At 71.9% G+C, this 13878-nt stretch carries 14 protein-coding genes; 6 read left to right on the top strand and 8 right to left on the bottom strand.

Going from position 1 to position 13878, the window contains the following annotated elements; genetic code table 11:
• Window positions 1–84: 84 nt before the first annotated feature.
• Complete coding sequence (gene ppc / locus OG897_RS04515; RefSeq protein WP_266653042.1) at window positions 85–2814, bottom strand: phosphoenolpyruvate carboxylase; 2730 nt, start codon at window positions 2812–2814, stop codon at window positions 85–87.
• Between the two features lie 202 nt (window positions 2815–3016).
• On the opposite strand from ppc, the gene OG897_RS04510 reads away from it, so the two are divergent.
• The 5 genes from OG897_RS04510 to OG897_RS04490 all read left to right on the top strand — a co-directional run bounded on the left by OG897_RS04510 (window position 3017) and on the right by OG897_RS04490 (window position 6250).
• Window positions 3017–4105, top strand: coding sequence for a fatty acid desaturase (locus tag OG897_RS04510; protein WP_266653041.1), 1089 nt, complete (start codon window positions 3017–3019; stop codon window positions 4103–4105).
• On the top strand, window positions 4102–4809 hold the full coding sequence (locus OG897_RS04505; protein ID WP_266653040.1) for a TetR/AcrR family transcriptional regulator: 708 nt from the start codon (window positions 4102–4104) through the stop codon (window positions 4807–4809). Before OG897_RS04510 ends, OG897_RS04505 begins: the two co-directional genes overlap by 4 nt.
• Window positions 4810–4989: 180 nt before the next feature.
• Window positions 4990–5211, top strand: a complete 222-nt coding sequence (locus tag OG897_RS04500) for a hypothetical protein (RefSeq protein WP_266653039.1) — start codon at window positions 4990–4992, stop codon at window positions 5209–5211.
• 151 nt (window positions 5212–5362) lie between these two features.
• Entirely contained in the window at window positions 5363–5866 is a 504-nt protein-coding gene (locus OG897_RS04495; RefSeq protein ID WP_266653038.1) for a hypothetical protein, read from the top strand.
• Window positions 5867–5941: 75 nt separating this feature from the next.
• Window positions 5942–6250, top strand: coding sequence for a hypothetical protein (locus OG897_RS04490; RefSeq protein WP_266653037.1), 309 nt, complete (start codon window positions 5942–5944; stop codon window positions 6248–6250).
• Window positions 6251–6268: 18 nt separating this feature from the next.
• Here OG897_RS04490 and OG897_RS04485 read toward each other — a convergent pair whose 3' ends face one another.
• Both OG897_RS04485 and OG897_RS04480 read right to left on the bottom strand, forming a co-directional pair.
• Window positions 6269–6640, bottom strand: coding sequence for a VOC family protein (locus OG897_RS04485; protein WP_266653036.1), 372 nt, complete (start codon window positions 6638–6640; stop codon window positions 6269–6271).
• The gene (locus OG897_RS04480) at window positions 6637–7521 is read right to left on the bottom strand and encodes a trans-aconitate 2-methyltransferase (protein ID WP_266653035.1); all 885 of its coding nucleotides are present in this window, start codon (window positions 7519–7521) and stop codon (window positions 6637–6639) included. The genes OG897_RS04485 and OG897_RS04480 overlap by 4 nt, the downstream gene beginning before the upstream one ends.
• 89 nt (window positions 7522–7610) lie before the next feature.
• Here OG897_RS04480 and OG897_RS04475 point away from each other — a divergent pair, with 89 nt between their 5' ends.
• The gene (locus OG897_RS04475) at window positions 7611–8111 is read left to right on the top strand and encodes a MarR family winged helix-turn-helix transcriptional regulator (RefSeq protein WP_266653034.1); all 501 of its coding nucleotides are present in this window, start codon (window positions 7611–7613) and stop codon (window positions 8109–8111) included.
• On the opposite strand, the gene OG897_RS04470 is transcribed toward OG897_RS04475, so the two are convergent.
• From OG897_RS04470 to OG897_RS04450, 5 genes are all read right to left on the bottom strand, one after another.
• Entirely contained in the window at window positions 8067–8891 is an 825-nt protein-coding gene (locus OG897_RS04470) for a response regulator transcription factor (RefSeq protein WP_266653033.1), read from the bottom strand. The genes OG897_RS04475 and OG897_RS04470 overlap by 45 nt on opposite strands.
• 906 nt (window positions 8892–9797) lie before the next feature.
• Window positions 9798–10961 carry a galactokinase gene (gene galK, locus OG897_RS04465; protein WP_266653032.1) on the bottom strand — a complete coding sequence of 388 codons (1164 nt, stop codon included), beginning with the start codon at window positions 10959–10961 and terminating at the stop codon, window positions 9798–9800.
• Window positions 10962–10965: 4 nt separating this feature from the next.
• Window positions 10966–11967, bottom strand: coding sequence for a UDP-glucose 4-epimerase GalE (gene galE / locus OG897_RS04460; protein ID WP_266653031.1), 1002 nt, complete (start codon window positions 11965–11967; stop codon window positions 10966–10968).
• Entirely contained in the window at window positions 11964–13010 is a 1047-nt protein-coding gene (gene galT, locus OG897_RS04455; RefSeq protein ID WP_266653030.1) for a galactose-1-phosphate uridylyltransferase, read from the bottom strand. Before galT ends, galE begins: the two co-directional genes overlap by 4 nt.
• Before the next feature lie 160 nt (window positions 13011–13170).
• Window positions 13171–13851, bottom strand: coding sequence for a LuxR C-terminal-related transcriptional regulator (locus OG897_RS04450; protein WP_266653029.1), 681 nt, complete (start codon window positions 13849–13851; stop codon window positions 13171–13173).
• Window positions 13852–13878: the final 27 nt, after the last annotated feature.

Raw genomic sequence — 13878 nt, 5'->3', positions numbered from 1 at the left:
CGTACGTCCTGAGTTCTCGCGTACGTACGAGGAAGGGCGCCCCCGGAACGTTCCGGGGGCGCCCTTCCTCGTGCTCGTGGCGGGTCAGCCGGTGTTGCGCAGTCCCGCCGCGACGCCGTTGACGGTCAGCAGCAGGGCGCGGGCCAGCAGCGGGTCCGGTTCCTGGCCTGCGGCGGCCGCGTCGCGCTGGCGCTTGAGCAGGGCGACCTGGAGGTAGGAGATCGGGTCCAGGTAGGCGTCGCGGATGGCGAAGGTCTGCTGGAGTACGGGGCTGGTGTCCAGCAGTTCGGTGCCGCCCGTGATGCGCAGGACCTCCTGCACGGTCAGCTCGTGCTCCGCCTCGATGGTGGCGAAGATGTGCTTGAGCTCGTCGGGCACGAGGGTGTCGACGTAGTGGCGGGCGATCCGCAGGTCGGTCTTGGCGAGCGTCATCTCCACGTTGGAGAGGAAGTTGCGGAAGAAGTGCCAGTGCTCGTGCATCTCCTCCAGGACGCTCCCCAGACCCGCCTCGCGCAGCGCCTTGAGGCCGGAGCCGACGCCGAACCAGCCGGGCACGATCTGCCGGGACTGGGTCCAGCCGAACACCCACGGGATGGCCCGCAGGCCGTCGAGGGAGACGCCCGAGCCGGGGCGGCGGGAGGGCCGCGAGCCCAGGTGCAGGTCGGCGAGCTGGTCGACGGGGGTCGAGGCGAGGAAGTACGTCGGCAGGTCCGGGTTCTCGACGAGCCCCCGGTAGGCGGTGTGGGCGGCCTCGGAGACCGTGTCCATGGCCGCGTCCCAGCGGGCGAGGGCCTCGTCGGACTGGCGGGGCGCGGTGTGCAGGGCGGACGCCTGGAGGGTGGCGGCGACCGTCAGTTCCAGGTTCTCCCTGGCCAGGGAGGGCACGAGGTACTTGTCGGAGATGACCTCGCCCTGCTCGGTCACCTTGATCTCGCCCTCCAGCGTGCCCCACGGCTGCGCGAGGATCGCGTCGTGCGAGGGGCCGCCGCCCCGGCCGACGGTGCCGCCCCGGCCGTGGAAGAGGCGCAGGCGCACGCCGTAGCGGTGGGCGACGTCGCGGAGCCGCCGCTGGGCGCGGTGGATCTCCCACTGGGAGGTCGTGATGCCGCCGAACTTCGAGGAGTCCGAGTACCCGAGCATGACTTCCTGCACGTCCCCGCGCAGGGAGACGAGCCGCCGGTAGGACGGGTCGGCGAGCATCTCGTCGAGGATGACGTCGGCGGCGCGCAGCTCGTCGGTGGTCTCCAGGAGCGGCACGATGCCGATCTTGGCCCAGCCGGCGTGCAGGTCGAGGAGTCCCGCCTCGCGGGCCAGTACGGCGGCGGCGAACACGTCGTCGGCGCCCTGGCACATGGAGATGATGTACGACTCGATGACCTCGGGCCCGAAGCGCTCCAGCGCCTCCTTGACGGTGAGGAAGACGCCGAGGGTCTTCTCCCCCGCCTTGTCGAGCGGAGCGGGCACGGGCGCGAGCGGACGCCGCGACCGCAGCTCCTTCGCGAGGAGCTTCTGCCGGTACTCGCGCGGCATGTCCGCGTACCGCCAGGACTCCTCGCCGAGGCGGTCGAAGAGCTGGCCCAGCGCGTGGTGGTGGGCGTCGGCGTGTTCGCGTACGTCCATGGTGGCGAGCTGGAGGCCGAACGCCGCGAGGGTGCGGATCGTGCGGTCCATCCGGCCGTCGGCGAAGAGTCCCGCCTTGTGCTCGCGCAGCGAGGTCTGGATGAGGGTGAGGTCGTCGATGAGCTGACCGGTGCCGAGGTAGTCGCAGCCGGGCTTGTGGGCGACGCCCCTGGCGAGGCGCTCGCGGGTGTTGACGAGCTTCTGGCGGATGCAGGTGGCCTTGAGCCGGTAGGGCTCTTCGGCGTTCAGCCGCTTGTAGCGGGGGCTGATCTCGGGGAGGCGCTCCAGGTCCGCCTGGAGCGATTCGAGGAGTTCGTCGGTCGCGCCGGTGTAGCGGATCGAGTTCGAGAGCTGCCCGCGCAGCTTGTCGACGAGCGCGAGGGCGTCGGTGATGCCGTGCTCGTGCTGGAGGATCAGTACGTCCCAGGTGACGGCGGGGGTGACGTTGGGGTTGCCGTCCCGGTCGCCGCCGATCCAGGTGCCGAAGGTGAGCGGACGCGTCCCGGCCGGGAGGGTCACCCCGACCCGCTCCAGTTCGGCGGCGAGGTCTTCGAGGACGTCCCCGACGGCGTTCGCGTGCAGCTCGTCCAGGTAGTAAATGGCGTTGCGGGCCTCGTCCGCGGGCTCGGGACGTACGACGCGCAGCTCGTCGGTCTGCCAGATCAGGTCGATGTTCTCGGCGAGGCGGACGTCCTGGCGGCGCCGGTCGGAGGCGATGACCGGGGTTTCGAGGAGCTCGGCGATGCGGCGGAGCTTGTTCAGCACGGAGCGCCGGGCGGCCTCGGTGGGGTGCGCGGTGAAGACCGGCCGCACGTTGAGGTTCTTGACGGTCTGCTGGAGGTGCTCGGGGTCGGCGTCCTTCAGCAGGTCGGCGGTGCGGGCGAGGAGCCCGCCCTCCTGGGCGCGCAGCTCGCGCATCTCGCGCCCTCGGTGCACCTGCTCGGTGACGTTCGCGAGGTGGAAGTAGGTCGAGAAGGCCCGCACGAGGCGTGCGGCGGTCTCCAGGTCGGTGTCGCCGAGCAGCTCTGCTGCGGCTTCGCCGTCGGAACGGGTCAGGGCCCGGACCCGCTCCACGAGCTCAAGGAGCTCGGGGCCTTCCTGCCGTACGAGGGTCTCGCCGAGGAGGTCGCCGAGGCGGCGGACGTCGGCGCGCAGCTCGGGGCTGGTGTTGGGGGTCTGGTCGGCACTGCTCACAGGTGCGGCTCCTTGCAGTGGGGATTACGCGTACGGCAGGAACTCGGACCGCGCTGTCCGACGGGGTCCAGGATATGTGCCGCGCTATTCGGGTACCCGCCGCCCTCGTGTGGCGGGCCTCACCGCTGCCATACTTACGAGGCCGTAGGTTACGGAACCGTAGCCAGGCATCACCCGATTTCTCACCCCCCAGGGGACCTTCATGACCATCAGCCCCGATCTACTCCCTGAGGCTCCGGAGTCTCCCGACGGCCGTGAGCCGTCGCAGCGCTCCGCCGCCCCCTCCGTCACTCCGGTACCGCTGGCGACGCGCGGCGGAGAGTCGAAGCGCTCCATCGAACAGATCGCGTTGCTCCTGTTCATCACCGTCCCCTTCGTGGCTCTGGTGGCGGCGGTCCCGCTGGCGTGGGGCTGGGGCGTCAGCTGGCTGGATCTCGGTCTGCTGGTCTTCATGTACTACCTGGGGTGCCACGGCATCACGATCGGTTTCCACCGTTACTTCACCCACGGCAGCTTCAAGGCGAAGCGCCCGCTGCGCATCGCGCTGGCGATCATGGGCTCGATGGCGGTCGAGGGGCCGCTGGTCCGCTGGGTGGCGGACCACCGCAAGCACCACAAGTTCTCGGACGCGGAGGGCGACCCGCACTCTCCGTGGCGCTTCGGCGAAGACCTCCCCTCCCTCATGAAGGGCCTGTGGTGGGCCCACATCGGCTGGATGTTCGACGAGGAGCAGACGCCGCAGGAGAAGTACGCACCCGATCTGATCAAGGACCCGGCGATCCGCCGCATCTCCCGCGACTTCATCTACTGGACGATCCTCTCCCTGGCCATCCCGCCGCTGGTGGGCGGTCTGGTCACGATGTCGTGGTGGGGTGCCTTCACGGCCTTCTTCTGGGGCTCCCTGGTCCGGGTCGCCCTGCTCCACCACGTCACCTGGTCGATCAACTCCATCTGCCACGCGGTCGGCAAGCGTCCGTTCAAGTCCCGTGACCGCTCGGGCAACGTGTGGTGGCTGGCGGTCCTGTCCTGCGGCGAGTCCTGGCACAACCTGCACCACGCGGACCCCACGTCCGCCCGGCACGGTGTGCTACGGGGCCAGGTCGACTCCTCGGCGCGTCTGATCCGCTGGTTCGAGCAGGCGGGCTGGGCGACGGACGTGCGCTGGCCGACGGAATCCCGGCTGGCCTCCCGGCGCAGGACGGACGAGCCCGCGCTCGCGGCGGCGACCGCCGCGCCCGTCCCCGGAACGGATGCCTCCCCGGGCACGACCAACCCGACAGAAACGGCATGATGGAGCCTGTGGCGACCGAAGGCAGTAGTACCGGCAGTACGAATCCGAACGCGAGCGGCGACAAGCCCCGCCCCGCGACGCGGCGGGTCCGCCGTGTCCGGATGACGGGGGCGGAGCGCCGCGAGCAGCTGCTGGACATCGGCCGCACGCTCTTCGCGGAGAAGGGCTTCGAGGGCACGTCGGTGGAGGAGATCGCCGCGAAGGCGGGCGTCTCGAAGCCCGTCGTCTACGAGCACTTCGGCGGCAAGGAGGGCCTGTACGCGGTGGTGGTGGACCGTGAGATGCGCGCCCTCCTGGACATGGTCCAGAGCGCCCTCACCGCCGGTCACCCCCGCGAACTCCTGGAGCAGGCCGCGTTCGCCCTCCTCGACTACATCGAGACGTACACGGACGGCTTCCGCATCCTGGTCCGCGACTCGCCGGTCGCTCAGTCCACGGGTACTTTCGCGTCCCTCATCTCGGACATCGCCACGCAGGTCGAGGACATCCTGGGCCTGGAGTTCAAGGCCCGCGGCTTCGACCCGAAGCTGGCCCCGCTGTACGCCCAGGCGCTGGTCGGCATGGTGGCCCTCACCGGCCAGTGGTGGCTGGACGTCCGCAAGCCGAAGAAGGCCGAAGTGGCGGCGCACCTGGTGAACCTCTCCTGGCACGGCCTGGAGAACCTGGAGGCGAAGCCGAGGCTGATAGGGCACCGCAAGAACTGAGCCGTCGACGCTCCGCGAGGACGCGTACGAGAAGGGGCCGCTCCCGGTGCTCACCGGGCGCGGCCCCTTCTTTCGTCCCTCGGCGCCGCTACCGGCCTCGCAGGGGCGGGCGGCAGGCGCTCAATACAATGCGAGCGCATTGCAATAGCCGCACTTCCGCACAGGGAAAGGCCGTACGCCATGAAGTTCGACGTCCTCCAGATCGTCGGCGCGGTGCTCGTGGTGACCGGGGGCCAGGGCGCGATCCGCCTGCTCATCGACCACGGCAACACGGGCCTGCTGGGCGGCCTCGGCGCGCCCTTCGCCGTCAACCTGGTCACGTATCTGACGGCCGTCCTCTTCGGCCTGATCCTGGCGGGCTGGGCACACGACCGTGCGAAGGCGCTGGGCCGCCGGAAGTAGCGGACGCCGAGCAAGCCCGCCCCGCGCACAAGTCGCTTCCACCCGGGCCCGCTTCGTACCTACAGTGACCCGACTCGACGGGCCGGGTTGGGGCCGCACCGGTTCTCCGTCCGCCGTCGCCCCGACAACCAACGCGCCGGAGACCCTTTCCATGAGACCCGCGGATTCCCGTGCAGGCATCCTCTTCCCCGCCCTGCTCGCCACAGCCACACTCGCCACCCTGACCGGCTGCGGCGGACCGGCCACGTCGGATGCCGCGGCGGAGAACGCCCGCAAGAGCCAGCAAGCCACCTTGGACCGCGACTGGCGGACTGCCTGCGCCCTCCAGACCGAGGCCGCGCGCGAGCGCGACGTCAAGGGACCTGATCGCAGCGTCGACGCGTGCGCCAAGGACCGTGCGGCCCAGTTCGGGACCCAGGGCCCCCGGGACGGACGCATCACCCTGGGCACGCCCGTCGCGGTCGGGGCGACCGGCTCCCACCCCGCCGGCATGGGTGTACGGGTCACCGTCGAAGCGAACGGCATGACGGCCCACTCCGCGTACCGCATGGTCCAGGACGACGCCGACGCGTGGCTGGTCGACCAGACGGTCAACCTGGTCGAGGAGGACGGCCTCACCGAGAACGACGTCCGGGAGGAACTCGCCTCCAGGTGAACGGACTCCCCCGGTGGCGGGAGGGCCCGGAAACCCCCACCAACCACCCCTGGCCCGTCCGGCATGATCGCGAGCATGAGAACACCCGACGAGAAGCGACTCTCACGCCTGTGGAAGGCCCACGCGCGGGCCGCCTTCCCACCGCACCTGCGCGGCGGGGAGGTCGAGGGTGAGGACATGGTGCTGCTCGACGCGCACATCGCCGGGTGTGTCTCCACCCTGCTGACGTCACCCCTCACGCCGTACCAGCGCACGATCCTGACCGCGAGCGTCGCCGCCGCCCAGAAGGTGCTGCCGTCGGTCGAGGACCGGGGCGGGGCGGTCGAGTACTGCGTGCGGTTGCGGGACATGGCGGTGCTGGCGGCGGAGATCGACCGCCGGTAGCCGCGCCGCCGGTAGCCCTCAGGCGGCGGTGTCCACGGGCTCCAGGAACTCCAGCCGGTTGCCGACCGGGTCCTCGGTGTACAAGCGCCGGTGGCCCGGGAGGGCGTCGTCCCGGACGACCCTCGCGCCGTGGGCCTCCAGTCGGGCCGCGTACGCCTCGATGTCCGTGACGCGGATCCCCGGGTGGGCCTTCTTCGCGGGGCGGAAGTCCTCCTCCACTCCCAGGTGGAGCTGGACGCCGCCCGCCTCGAACCAGCAGCCTCCCCGCGCCGCCAGCACCGGCGGCTTGGGGATCTCGCGCATGCCGAGGACCGTGACGTAGTACGTGCGCAGGGCGGGCTCGGAGCCGGGTGGGGCGGCGAGTTGGACGTGGTCGACGGCGGTGATCACGGGCGGGCTCCGATCGCGAAGATGCGGCGGAAGGGGAAGACCGTGCCGGACGCGGTGGCCGGGTAGGCCCCTCGGAGGGCGGTCGCGTACTCGGCGGTGAAGGCCGCGACCGCTTCCTCGTCGTCGGCGAGGGCGGTCAGGACCGGGCGCAGGGCCGTGCCCTTGACCCAGTCGAGGACCGGGTCCTCACCGGGGAGGAGCTGGAGGTAGGTAGTCTCCCAGACGTCCGCCACGCAGCCGAGGGAGGTGAGGAGGGAGAGGTACGTTCCCGGGTCCGCCACGGCTGCGGCGCGGTCACCGGCCCCCGCGAGGCGGGAGCGCCAGCGCGGGGAGTCGCGGAGGGCGGCCAGGATCGTATGGCTCGGGGCGTCGAAGTTGCCGGGGACCTGGAAGGCGAAGGTGCCGCCGGGGGTGAGGGCGTCCAGCCAGCCGGGGATCAGGGCGGCGTGGCCGGGGACCCACTGGAGGAGTGCGTTGGAGACGATCAGGTCGTACGAGGCGGGGGCGGGGGCCCAGGTCGCCGCGTCGGCGTGGGTGAAGGTGAGGCGGGGGGTGGCGTGCTCGGCCGCCTTCGCGAGCATCTGCGGGGAGTTGTCGAAGCCCGTGACCTGGGCGTTCGGCCAGCGCTCGGCCAGGAGGCGGGTCACGTTGCCCGCGCCGCAGCCGAGGTCGGCGATGCGGGTGGGGGCGACGGGTGGGGTGATGCGGGCGAGGAGGTCGAGGAAGGGGCGAGTGCGGTGGGAAGAGTGACGGAGGTACTGGGCGGGGTCCCAGACGGGGGTGGCCGGGCCGGGCGGGGTGGCGGGAGTCGCGGAGGCGGCGGCGGCGGTCGGGCCGGGCGGGGTGGCGGAGGTGCCTGAGGGTGCGGGGTGGGTCGTCATGGGCGCAAGGGTGACCGTACAAGTATCTTGATGTCAAGAGACTTGAGGTGAAGAGACTTCATGTCGACAGACCCCCTACACTGATCCGCATGGAGGACGAGGTCGATCGACTGGTCGCAGCATGGCGCCGAGAGCGCCCCGACCTCGACGTGGAGCCGCTTGAGGTGCTCAGTCGGGTGTCCCGTCTGGCGCGCCATCTCGACCGGGCGCGGCGGCTGGCGTTCTCCGAGCACAGCTTGGAGCCGTGGGAGTTCGACGTGCTGACGTCGCTGCGGCGGGCCGGTGACCCGTATCAACTGTCGCCGGGACAGCTGCTGACCCAGACGCTCGTCACGTCCGGGACGATGACGAACCGGATCGACCGGCTCGCGAAGAAGGGCCTCGTCGAGCGGCTGCCCGACCCCAACGACCGGCGGGGCGTGCTCGTCCGGCTGACCGTCGAGGGGCGCGACCGGGCCGACCAGGCGCTCGCCGGTCTCCTGGAGCAGGAGCGGGCGATCCTGGGCGAGCTCTCGCGCGGACAGCGCGGCGAACTGGCCGGACTGCTACGCCAGTTGACCGCCCCGTTCGACAACGTCCCCGGAAACTAGGTCCGCCGGGCCGACGCCCGCCCGCCGGGCGAGTGCGACGGCCGCGAGGGTGGAGTGGACGCCCAGCTTGCCCAGTACGTTCTGCATGTGAGTGCGGACCGTGTGGGGCGAGAGGAAGAGGCGCTCGGCGACGGCCTTGCGGCCGAGCCCCGCGACCATGCAGCGCAGCACTTCGCGCTCGCGCGGGGTGAGGGACTCCACCAGGCGTTCGCTCTCCGTGCGGTGCTTGCGGGCCGCGGTCAGCTCGCGGAGCACTCCGGTGAGGAGGGCGGGCGGGAGGTGGGTCTCGTCGCGCAGGACCCCCCGTATGACGGCCAGCAGGCGCTGGAGAGAGCAGTCCTTCGCCACCCATCCCGACGCCCCGGCCTGGAGGGCGAGGGCGGCGCGGCGCGGGTCGTCCTTCTCGGCGAGGACGACCGTACGGACACCCTGGTGGCCGGTGCGGACGCCCGCGACGAGCGAGATGCCGTCGACCAGGCCGTCCTGCTCGGCGCCCGGATGGTCGGGGACGGCGACGGCGACCGCGTGGGTCTGCTGACCGTGATGGCCGTGCAGGTGATGGGTGACGCCCCCCTGCGGGAGCGCCGTGCCGAGGTCGGCGTCGATGAGCATCACGTCGAACTTACGGCCTTCCGCCGCTCCCCGTTCCAGACACCGCAGCGCGGCGGGGCCGCTGCCTGCGGCTGCCACGTCGACGTCGGGTTCCGCCGCGAGGGCGGCAGCGAGCGACTCGGCAAAGATGCGGTGGTCGTCGACCACCAGGACCCGGATACGAACCACTGCCTCAGACACCCCCATGGGTCGGAGGACGGACGTGCGCGGATACGGCGCTCGGAGAGATGGGCGGGTGGTGCTTGTGCTACTTGTTCTACTTGTGCTGCTTGTGGATGTGGTGTGCGTACGGCCGCCGCCGTTCGCCCGATCCTTACCCCTGCCCCGGGCGCCGTATCCGACTGTCTCGCCCCCTGATCAGCACCGGCCCCCACCGGTGCTCAAGCCTCAGAGTACGGGTGGGGGCGTTGATCGGAAGGGTATTTGCAGAACTGTTTGGCCTCGGGGGTCGGCGTGGGCTTGGGGTGTGGGGTTGTGGCGGAAGGAGAGAGGGAATGGGCAGTTCCTGCACGAAGCGATCCTGTTGGGGGGCGGGGGGCTGTGCTCTCTGTGCGGCTCCGCCGCGCGGGGCGCTCCCGGCTCCGCTGGGGCTTGCTCGGACGTGCCCCTTGAGGGGTGCGGGGAACTGCGCGACCAGCCACGACGCGCCTGCACGTGTGCGGGACAGCCGTGCGGCGAGCGCTTTAGGTGAAGGGGTGGGGAGGGGCGGCCCGCCGCAGGCGCACCGGGGTGCGGCGCACCCATGGGGCGAGGTAACGGCGGGCGGCACCGGGGTGGGCCCGGAGCGAGGGGGCCGCCCCCTTGCCCGCCCGTTCCGCCCCCGGGGGGCGGCCCCGCCGCCCAAGGAGGCTAGGCGGAAGCGGAGGGGCGAAGCCCAAGGGGGCGAGGCGGGGGCGGAGCCGGAGGGGGGTGGGCGGAGCCGGAGGGGGTGGGCGAAGGCGGAGGCGGAGCCGGAGGGGGTGGGCGGAGGCAGAGCCCAAGGGAGGCGGGCGGAAGCGGGGCCCAAGGGGGTTAGGCGGGGCGGAGCCCAGGGGGGTGGGGTGGAGGCCAAGGGGGTTGGGTGAGGGGGGAGGGTCAGGGGAGGTGGTGGGCGCCTTGGGAAGGGGTGGCGGGGAAGAGGCGGGGAGGGGTGTGGCCCTCGGTGGAGAAGGCGGAGGTGATGGCGGAGGCCACGGCAGGCACCGCATCCGCCTCCGCGAGGACGATCGCCGAGCCCCCGAACCCGCCCCCCGTCATCCGCGCCCCCAGCGCCCCCGCCGCCACGGCGGAGGAGACCACCAGGTCCAGTTCCGGGCAGGAGACCCGGAGGTCGTCGCGGAGGGAGGCGTGGCCCTCGGTGAGGATCGGGCCGAGGCCCCGCAGGTCGCCCGCGTCCAGGCAGGCCACCGCACGCGTCACCCGGTGGTTGTCGGTGACGATGTGGCGGACGTAGCGACGGATGCGCTCGTCGTCCAACTTCGCCAGGAATAGAGGGAGTTCGGCGTGCGGTACGTCGCGGAGGCGGTGGACCCCGAGCTGACGGGCGCCCTCCTCGCAGCCCGCCCGGCGTTCCGCGTACGCCCCGTCGCCCAGCGCGTGCTGCACGCGGGTGTCCACGACCAGCAGGGCCAGCCCCTGGGCGCCCGGGTCGAGGGGGACCTGACGGCGGGACAAGTCCCGGGTGTCGAGGTGCAGGGCGTGGCCCGCCTCGCAGCACGCGGAGGCGGTCTGGTCCATGATTCCGCACGGCACGCCGACGAAGGCGTTCTCCGCACGTTGGCACAGCAGGGCCAATTCCGGCCGGGTGAGGGGAAGTTGGTGGAGGTCGGTGAGGGCGAGTCCGACGGAGACCTCCAGCGCGGCGGAGGAGGAGAGGCCCGCCCCGGTGGGCACGGTGGAGCGCAGGTGGACGTCCGCGCCGCCCGCCACCGCCCCGTGCCCCGCGTCGAGGAGGGCCCAGACGACTCCCGCCGGGTACGTCCACCAGCCGCCGCCCGCGAGGGGCGCGAGGTCGGCCACCCTCAGCTCCGTCACGCCGTCCGCGATGTCGCCCGAGTGCAGGCGCAGGAGGCCGTCCGTGCGGCGGGCCACCGCGACGCGTGCCGCGTGCGGGAGGGCGAGCGGCATGACGAAGCCGTCGTTGAAGTCGGTGTACTCGCCGATCAGGTTGACCCGGCCGGGGGCCGCCCAGACCCCCTCCGGCTCACGACCGTACAACTCCCTGAATTCGCCGATGAGTTCGCTGGCATCGAGTACCACTTCGCTACTTCCCCTCGCCCTGCGCGAAGCGCCACGCGTCGCTGATGATGTCGGTCAGTTCGGTACGGGAGGGCCGCCAGCCCAGCAGGGTGCGGGCCCGGTCGGCGGACGCGACCAGGGTCGCGGGGTCGCCCGCCCGGCGCGGGGCGACGACCTCCGGGACCGGGTGTCCTGTGACCCTGCGGACGGCCTCGATGACCTCCCGCACCGAGAAGCCCTCCCCGTTCCCCAGGTTGCAGATCCGGTGCGTGCCGGGTTCCGCCGCGGCGAGGGCGAGGAGGTGGGCCTCGGCGAGGTCGGCGACGTGCAGGTAGTCGCGGACGCAGGTGCCGTCGAGGGTCGGGTAGTCGTCGCCGTACACGGAGATGGAGGGGCGGTGGCCCTGGGCGACCTGGAGGACGAGCGGGATGAGGTGGGATTCGGGGTCGTGCCGTTCCCCGTACATGACGCCTCCCGAACTGCCGTACGCACCCGCCACGTTGAAGTAGCGGAGCGAGACGGCGGCCAGCCCGTGGGCCGCGCACTCCCCGGCGATCATGTGGTCGACGGCGAGCTTCGACGCGCCGTAGGGGCTGGTGGGGGCGGTGGGGAGGTCCTCGGTGACGGGGGTGACGGCGGGTTCGCCGTACGTCGCCGCCGTGGAGGAGAAGACGAGGCGGCGCACGCCCGCGTCGCGCATCGCGGCGAGGAGGTCCATGGTGCCGCCGACGTTGTTGCGCCAGTACTTCTCCGGATCGGCGACGGACTCCCCCACCTGGGAGTACGCGGCGAAGTGGAGCACCGCGTCGTAGCCGGGGTCGAGGTGGCGGGCGGCGTCCTGGATGCGCCCCTCGATGAAGTCGGCACCGGCCGGAACGCCCTCGCGGAAGCCCGTGGAGAGGTCGTCGAGGACGGTGACCCGGTGGCCCGCTTCGAGGAGGTGGGCGGTGACGACGCTGCCGACGTATCCCGCGCCGCCGGTCACCAGGTACGTACGGGCGGGTGTCCCGGCCGCTGCTGTCGTCACGTGCTTGCCACCTCTCGGAGTCGGTGCGCCGCGCTCTCCGGCGACACGTCGTTGATGAAAGCACCCATCCCGGACTCGGACCCGGCGAGCGCCTTGAGCTTGCCGGGGGTGCGCCGCACGGTGAACAGCTCCAGGTGGAGGGCGAATTCCGTGCGCAGGGGGTGCCGGAAGGGGGCCTGGTGCCAGGCCGCGATGTACGGGGTGGGGGGCTGGCCGGGGCCGAAAATGCGGTCGAAGCGGCGCAGCAACTCCAGGTACACGCGCGGAAGTTCCTCCCGTGCCGCGTCGTCCAGCTCACGGAGGTCGGGGACCCGGCGCAGGGGGTAGAGGTGGACCTCGTACGGCCAGTGGGCGGCGTACGGCACGAAGGCGACCCAGTGTTCACCCTCAAGGACGATCCGGGAGGCGTCGGTACGTTCACGGGTGACGACCTCGTCGAAGAGGTTGCCTCCGGGGGTGCGGGCCGCGCGCTCTTCGAGCGAGCGCAGCATCAGCGCCGTACGCGGAGTGACGTACGGATATCCGTAGATCTGACCGTGCGGGTGCCCCAGGGTCACCCCGATCTCGGCTCCCCGGTTCTCGAAGCAGAACACCTGTTCAACGGACGGGAGTTGGGCGAATTCCGCCGTGCGGTCGGTCCACGCCTCCAGCACGAGGGCGGCCTGTTCCTCGCTCAGGCCGGCGAAGGAGGCGTCGTGGTCGGAGGTGAAGCAGACCACCTCGCAGCGGCCGGAGTCCCCGGCGAGGGAGGGGAAGCGGTTCTCGAAGACCGCGACCTCGTAGTCGGTGGCCGGGATCTCGCTCTCGTGGCCCGGCCGGGTGGGGCAGAGCGGGCAGGCGTCGGCGGGCGGCAGGTGCGTACGGTCCTGGCGGTGCGAGGCGATGGCGACCGAGTCGCCGAGCAGGGCGTCGTACCGGACCTCGGACGTCGTGGCGACCGGGGTGAGCGGGCGCAGGTCGACGGCGTCGCGGACCCTGTCGTCCGCCGCGTCGTAGTAGAGGAGTTCGCGCCCGTCGGCGAGCCGGGTCGATGTCTTCTTCACTGCCACCTCGCATACCAACACCCACCAACAGAATCGAACACAACAAACCACAGGCGCACAGCATCGTCAATGCTGTGCGCCCGGACGCGCCCGGATACACCTGGATGCACCCGCACGGGAGAAATGCCGTGCGGATGACGGGAATTGGTGCGTCGGCGCCCTACTGCTCGTGCTGCGGCACCGTCGCCCGGTCGAGGAGTCCCGTACGGGCGGCGAGCGCCGCCGCCTCCAGCCGGGACCCGACGCCCAGCTTCATCAGCACCCGCTGGACGTGCGTACGCGCCGTGCTCGGAGCGATCCCCATCCCCGCCGCGATGAGCCGGGTGTCCTCGCCGTCGGCGACCCGGACCAGCACCTCGACCTCGCGCGGGGTGAGCATGTGCAGCAGCCGCTGCCCCTCGTCGTCGGGCTGGGCGGCGGGGTTGAGCAGCTCCGCGAAGGCCCCTTGCAGCAGCTGCGGCGCGACCGCCGCCTCCCCCGCCCGCGCCTTCACCATGGCCCGCTCGACGCCCTCTATGCGCTCGTCGTGCCGTACGTATCCGGCCGCCCCCGAGGCGAAGGCGGCGGCGATGCCGCGCGGGCTGGGAACGGGCCCCAGCACGACCACGGCCACCTGGGGCCGCTCGCGTTTGATCCGTACGATCGGGTCGAAGGTGCCCGGCGCGGCGGGAGTCGCCGTACCGAAGAGGCAGACCTCCGGGGCCCGGCTCACGACGAGTTCGGCCGCGCCCGCGGTGGGCGCGGCGGCGGCGAGCACACGGTGCCCGCGGAGCTTGAGGGCCGAGGCGAGTGCCTCGGCCAGCAGACGGTGGTCATCGACCACCATGAGCCGCACACCCATCGCAACAACCCCCACATTCCCCCAGGA

Origin of the sequence: Streptomyces sp. NBC_00237 (assembly GCF_026342435.1) — a bacterium.
GTDB lineage: Bacteria > Actinomycetota > Actinomycetes > Streptomycetales > Streptomycetaceae > Streptomyces.
Note: the sequence above shows the minus strand (reverse complement) of the source record. Positions and strands in the feature narration are given on the sequence as shown.

Coding starts and splice junctions, on each gene's coding strand:
- OG897_RS04450 (WP_266653029.1), bottom strand. CDS start 13,851: ATGGGTGTGCGGCTCATGGTGGTCGATGACCACCGTCTGCTGGCCGAG.
- OG897_RS04510 (WP_266653041.1), top strand. CDS start 3,017: ATGACCATCAGCCCCGATCTACTCCCTGAGGCTCCGGAGTCTCCCGAC.
- OG897_RS04495 (WP_266653038.1), top strand. CDS start 5,363: ATGAGACCCGCGGATTCCCGTGCAGGCATCCTCTTCCCCGCCCTGCTC.
- OG897_RS04475 (WP_266653034.1), top strand. CDS start 7,611: ATGGAGGACGAGGTCGATCGACTGGTCGCAGCATGGCGCCGAGAGCGC.
- OG897_RS04500 (WP_266653039.1), top strand. CDS start 4,990: ATGAAGTTCGACGTCCTCCAGATCGTCGGCGCGGTGCTCGTGGTGACC.
- OG897_RS04480 (WP_266653035.1), bottom strand. CDS start 7,521: ATGACGACCCACCCCGCACCCTCAGGCACCTCCGCCACCCCGCCCGGC.
- OG897_RS04505 (WP_266653040.1), top strand. CDS start 4,102: ATGATGGAGCCTGTGGCGACCGAAGGCAGTAGTACCGGCAGTACGAAT.
- OG897_RS04490 (WP_266653037.1), top strand. CDS start 5,942: ATGAGAACACCCGACGAGAAGCGACTCTCACGCCTGTGGAAGGCCCAC.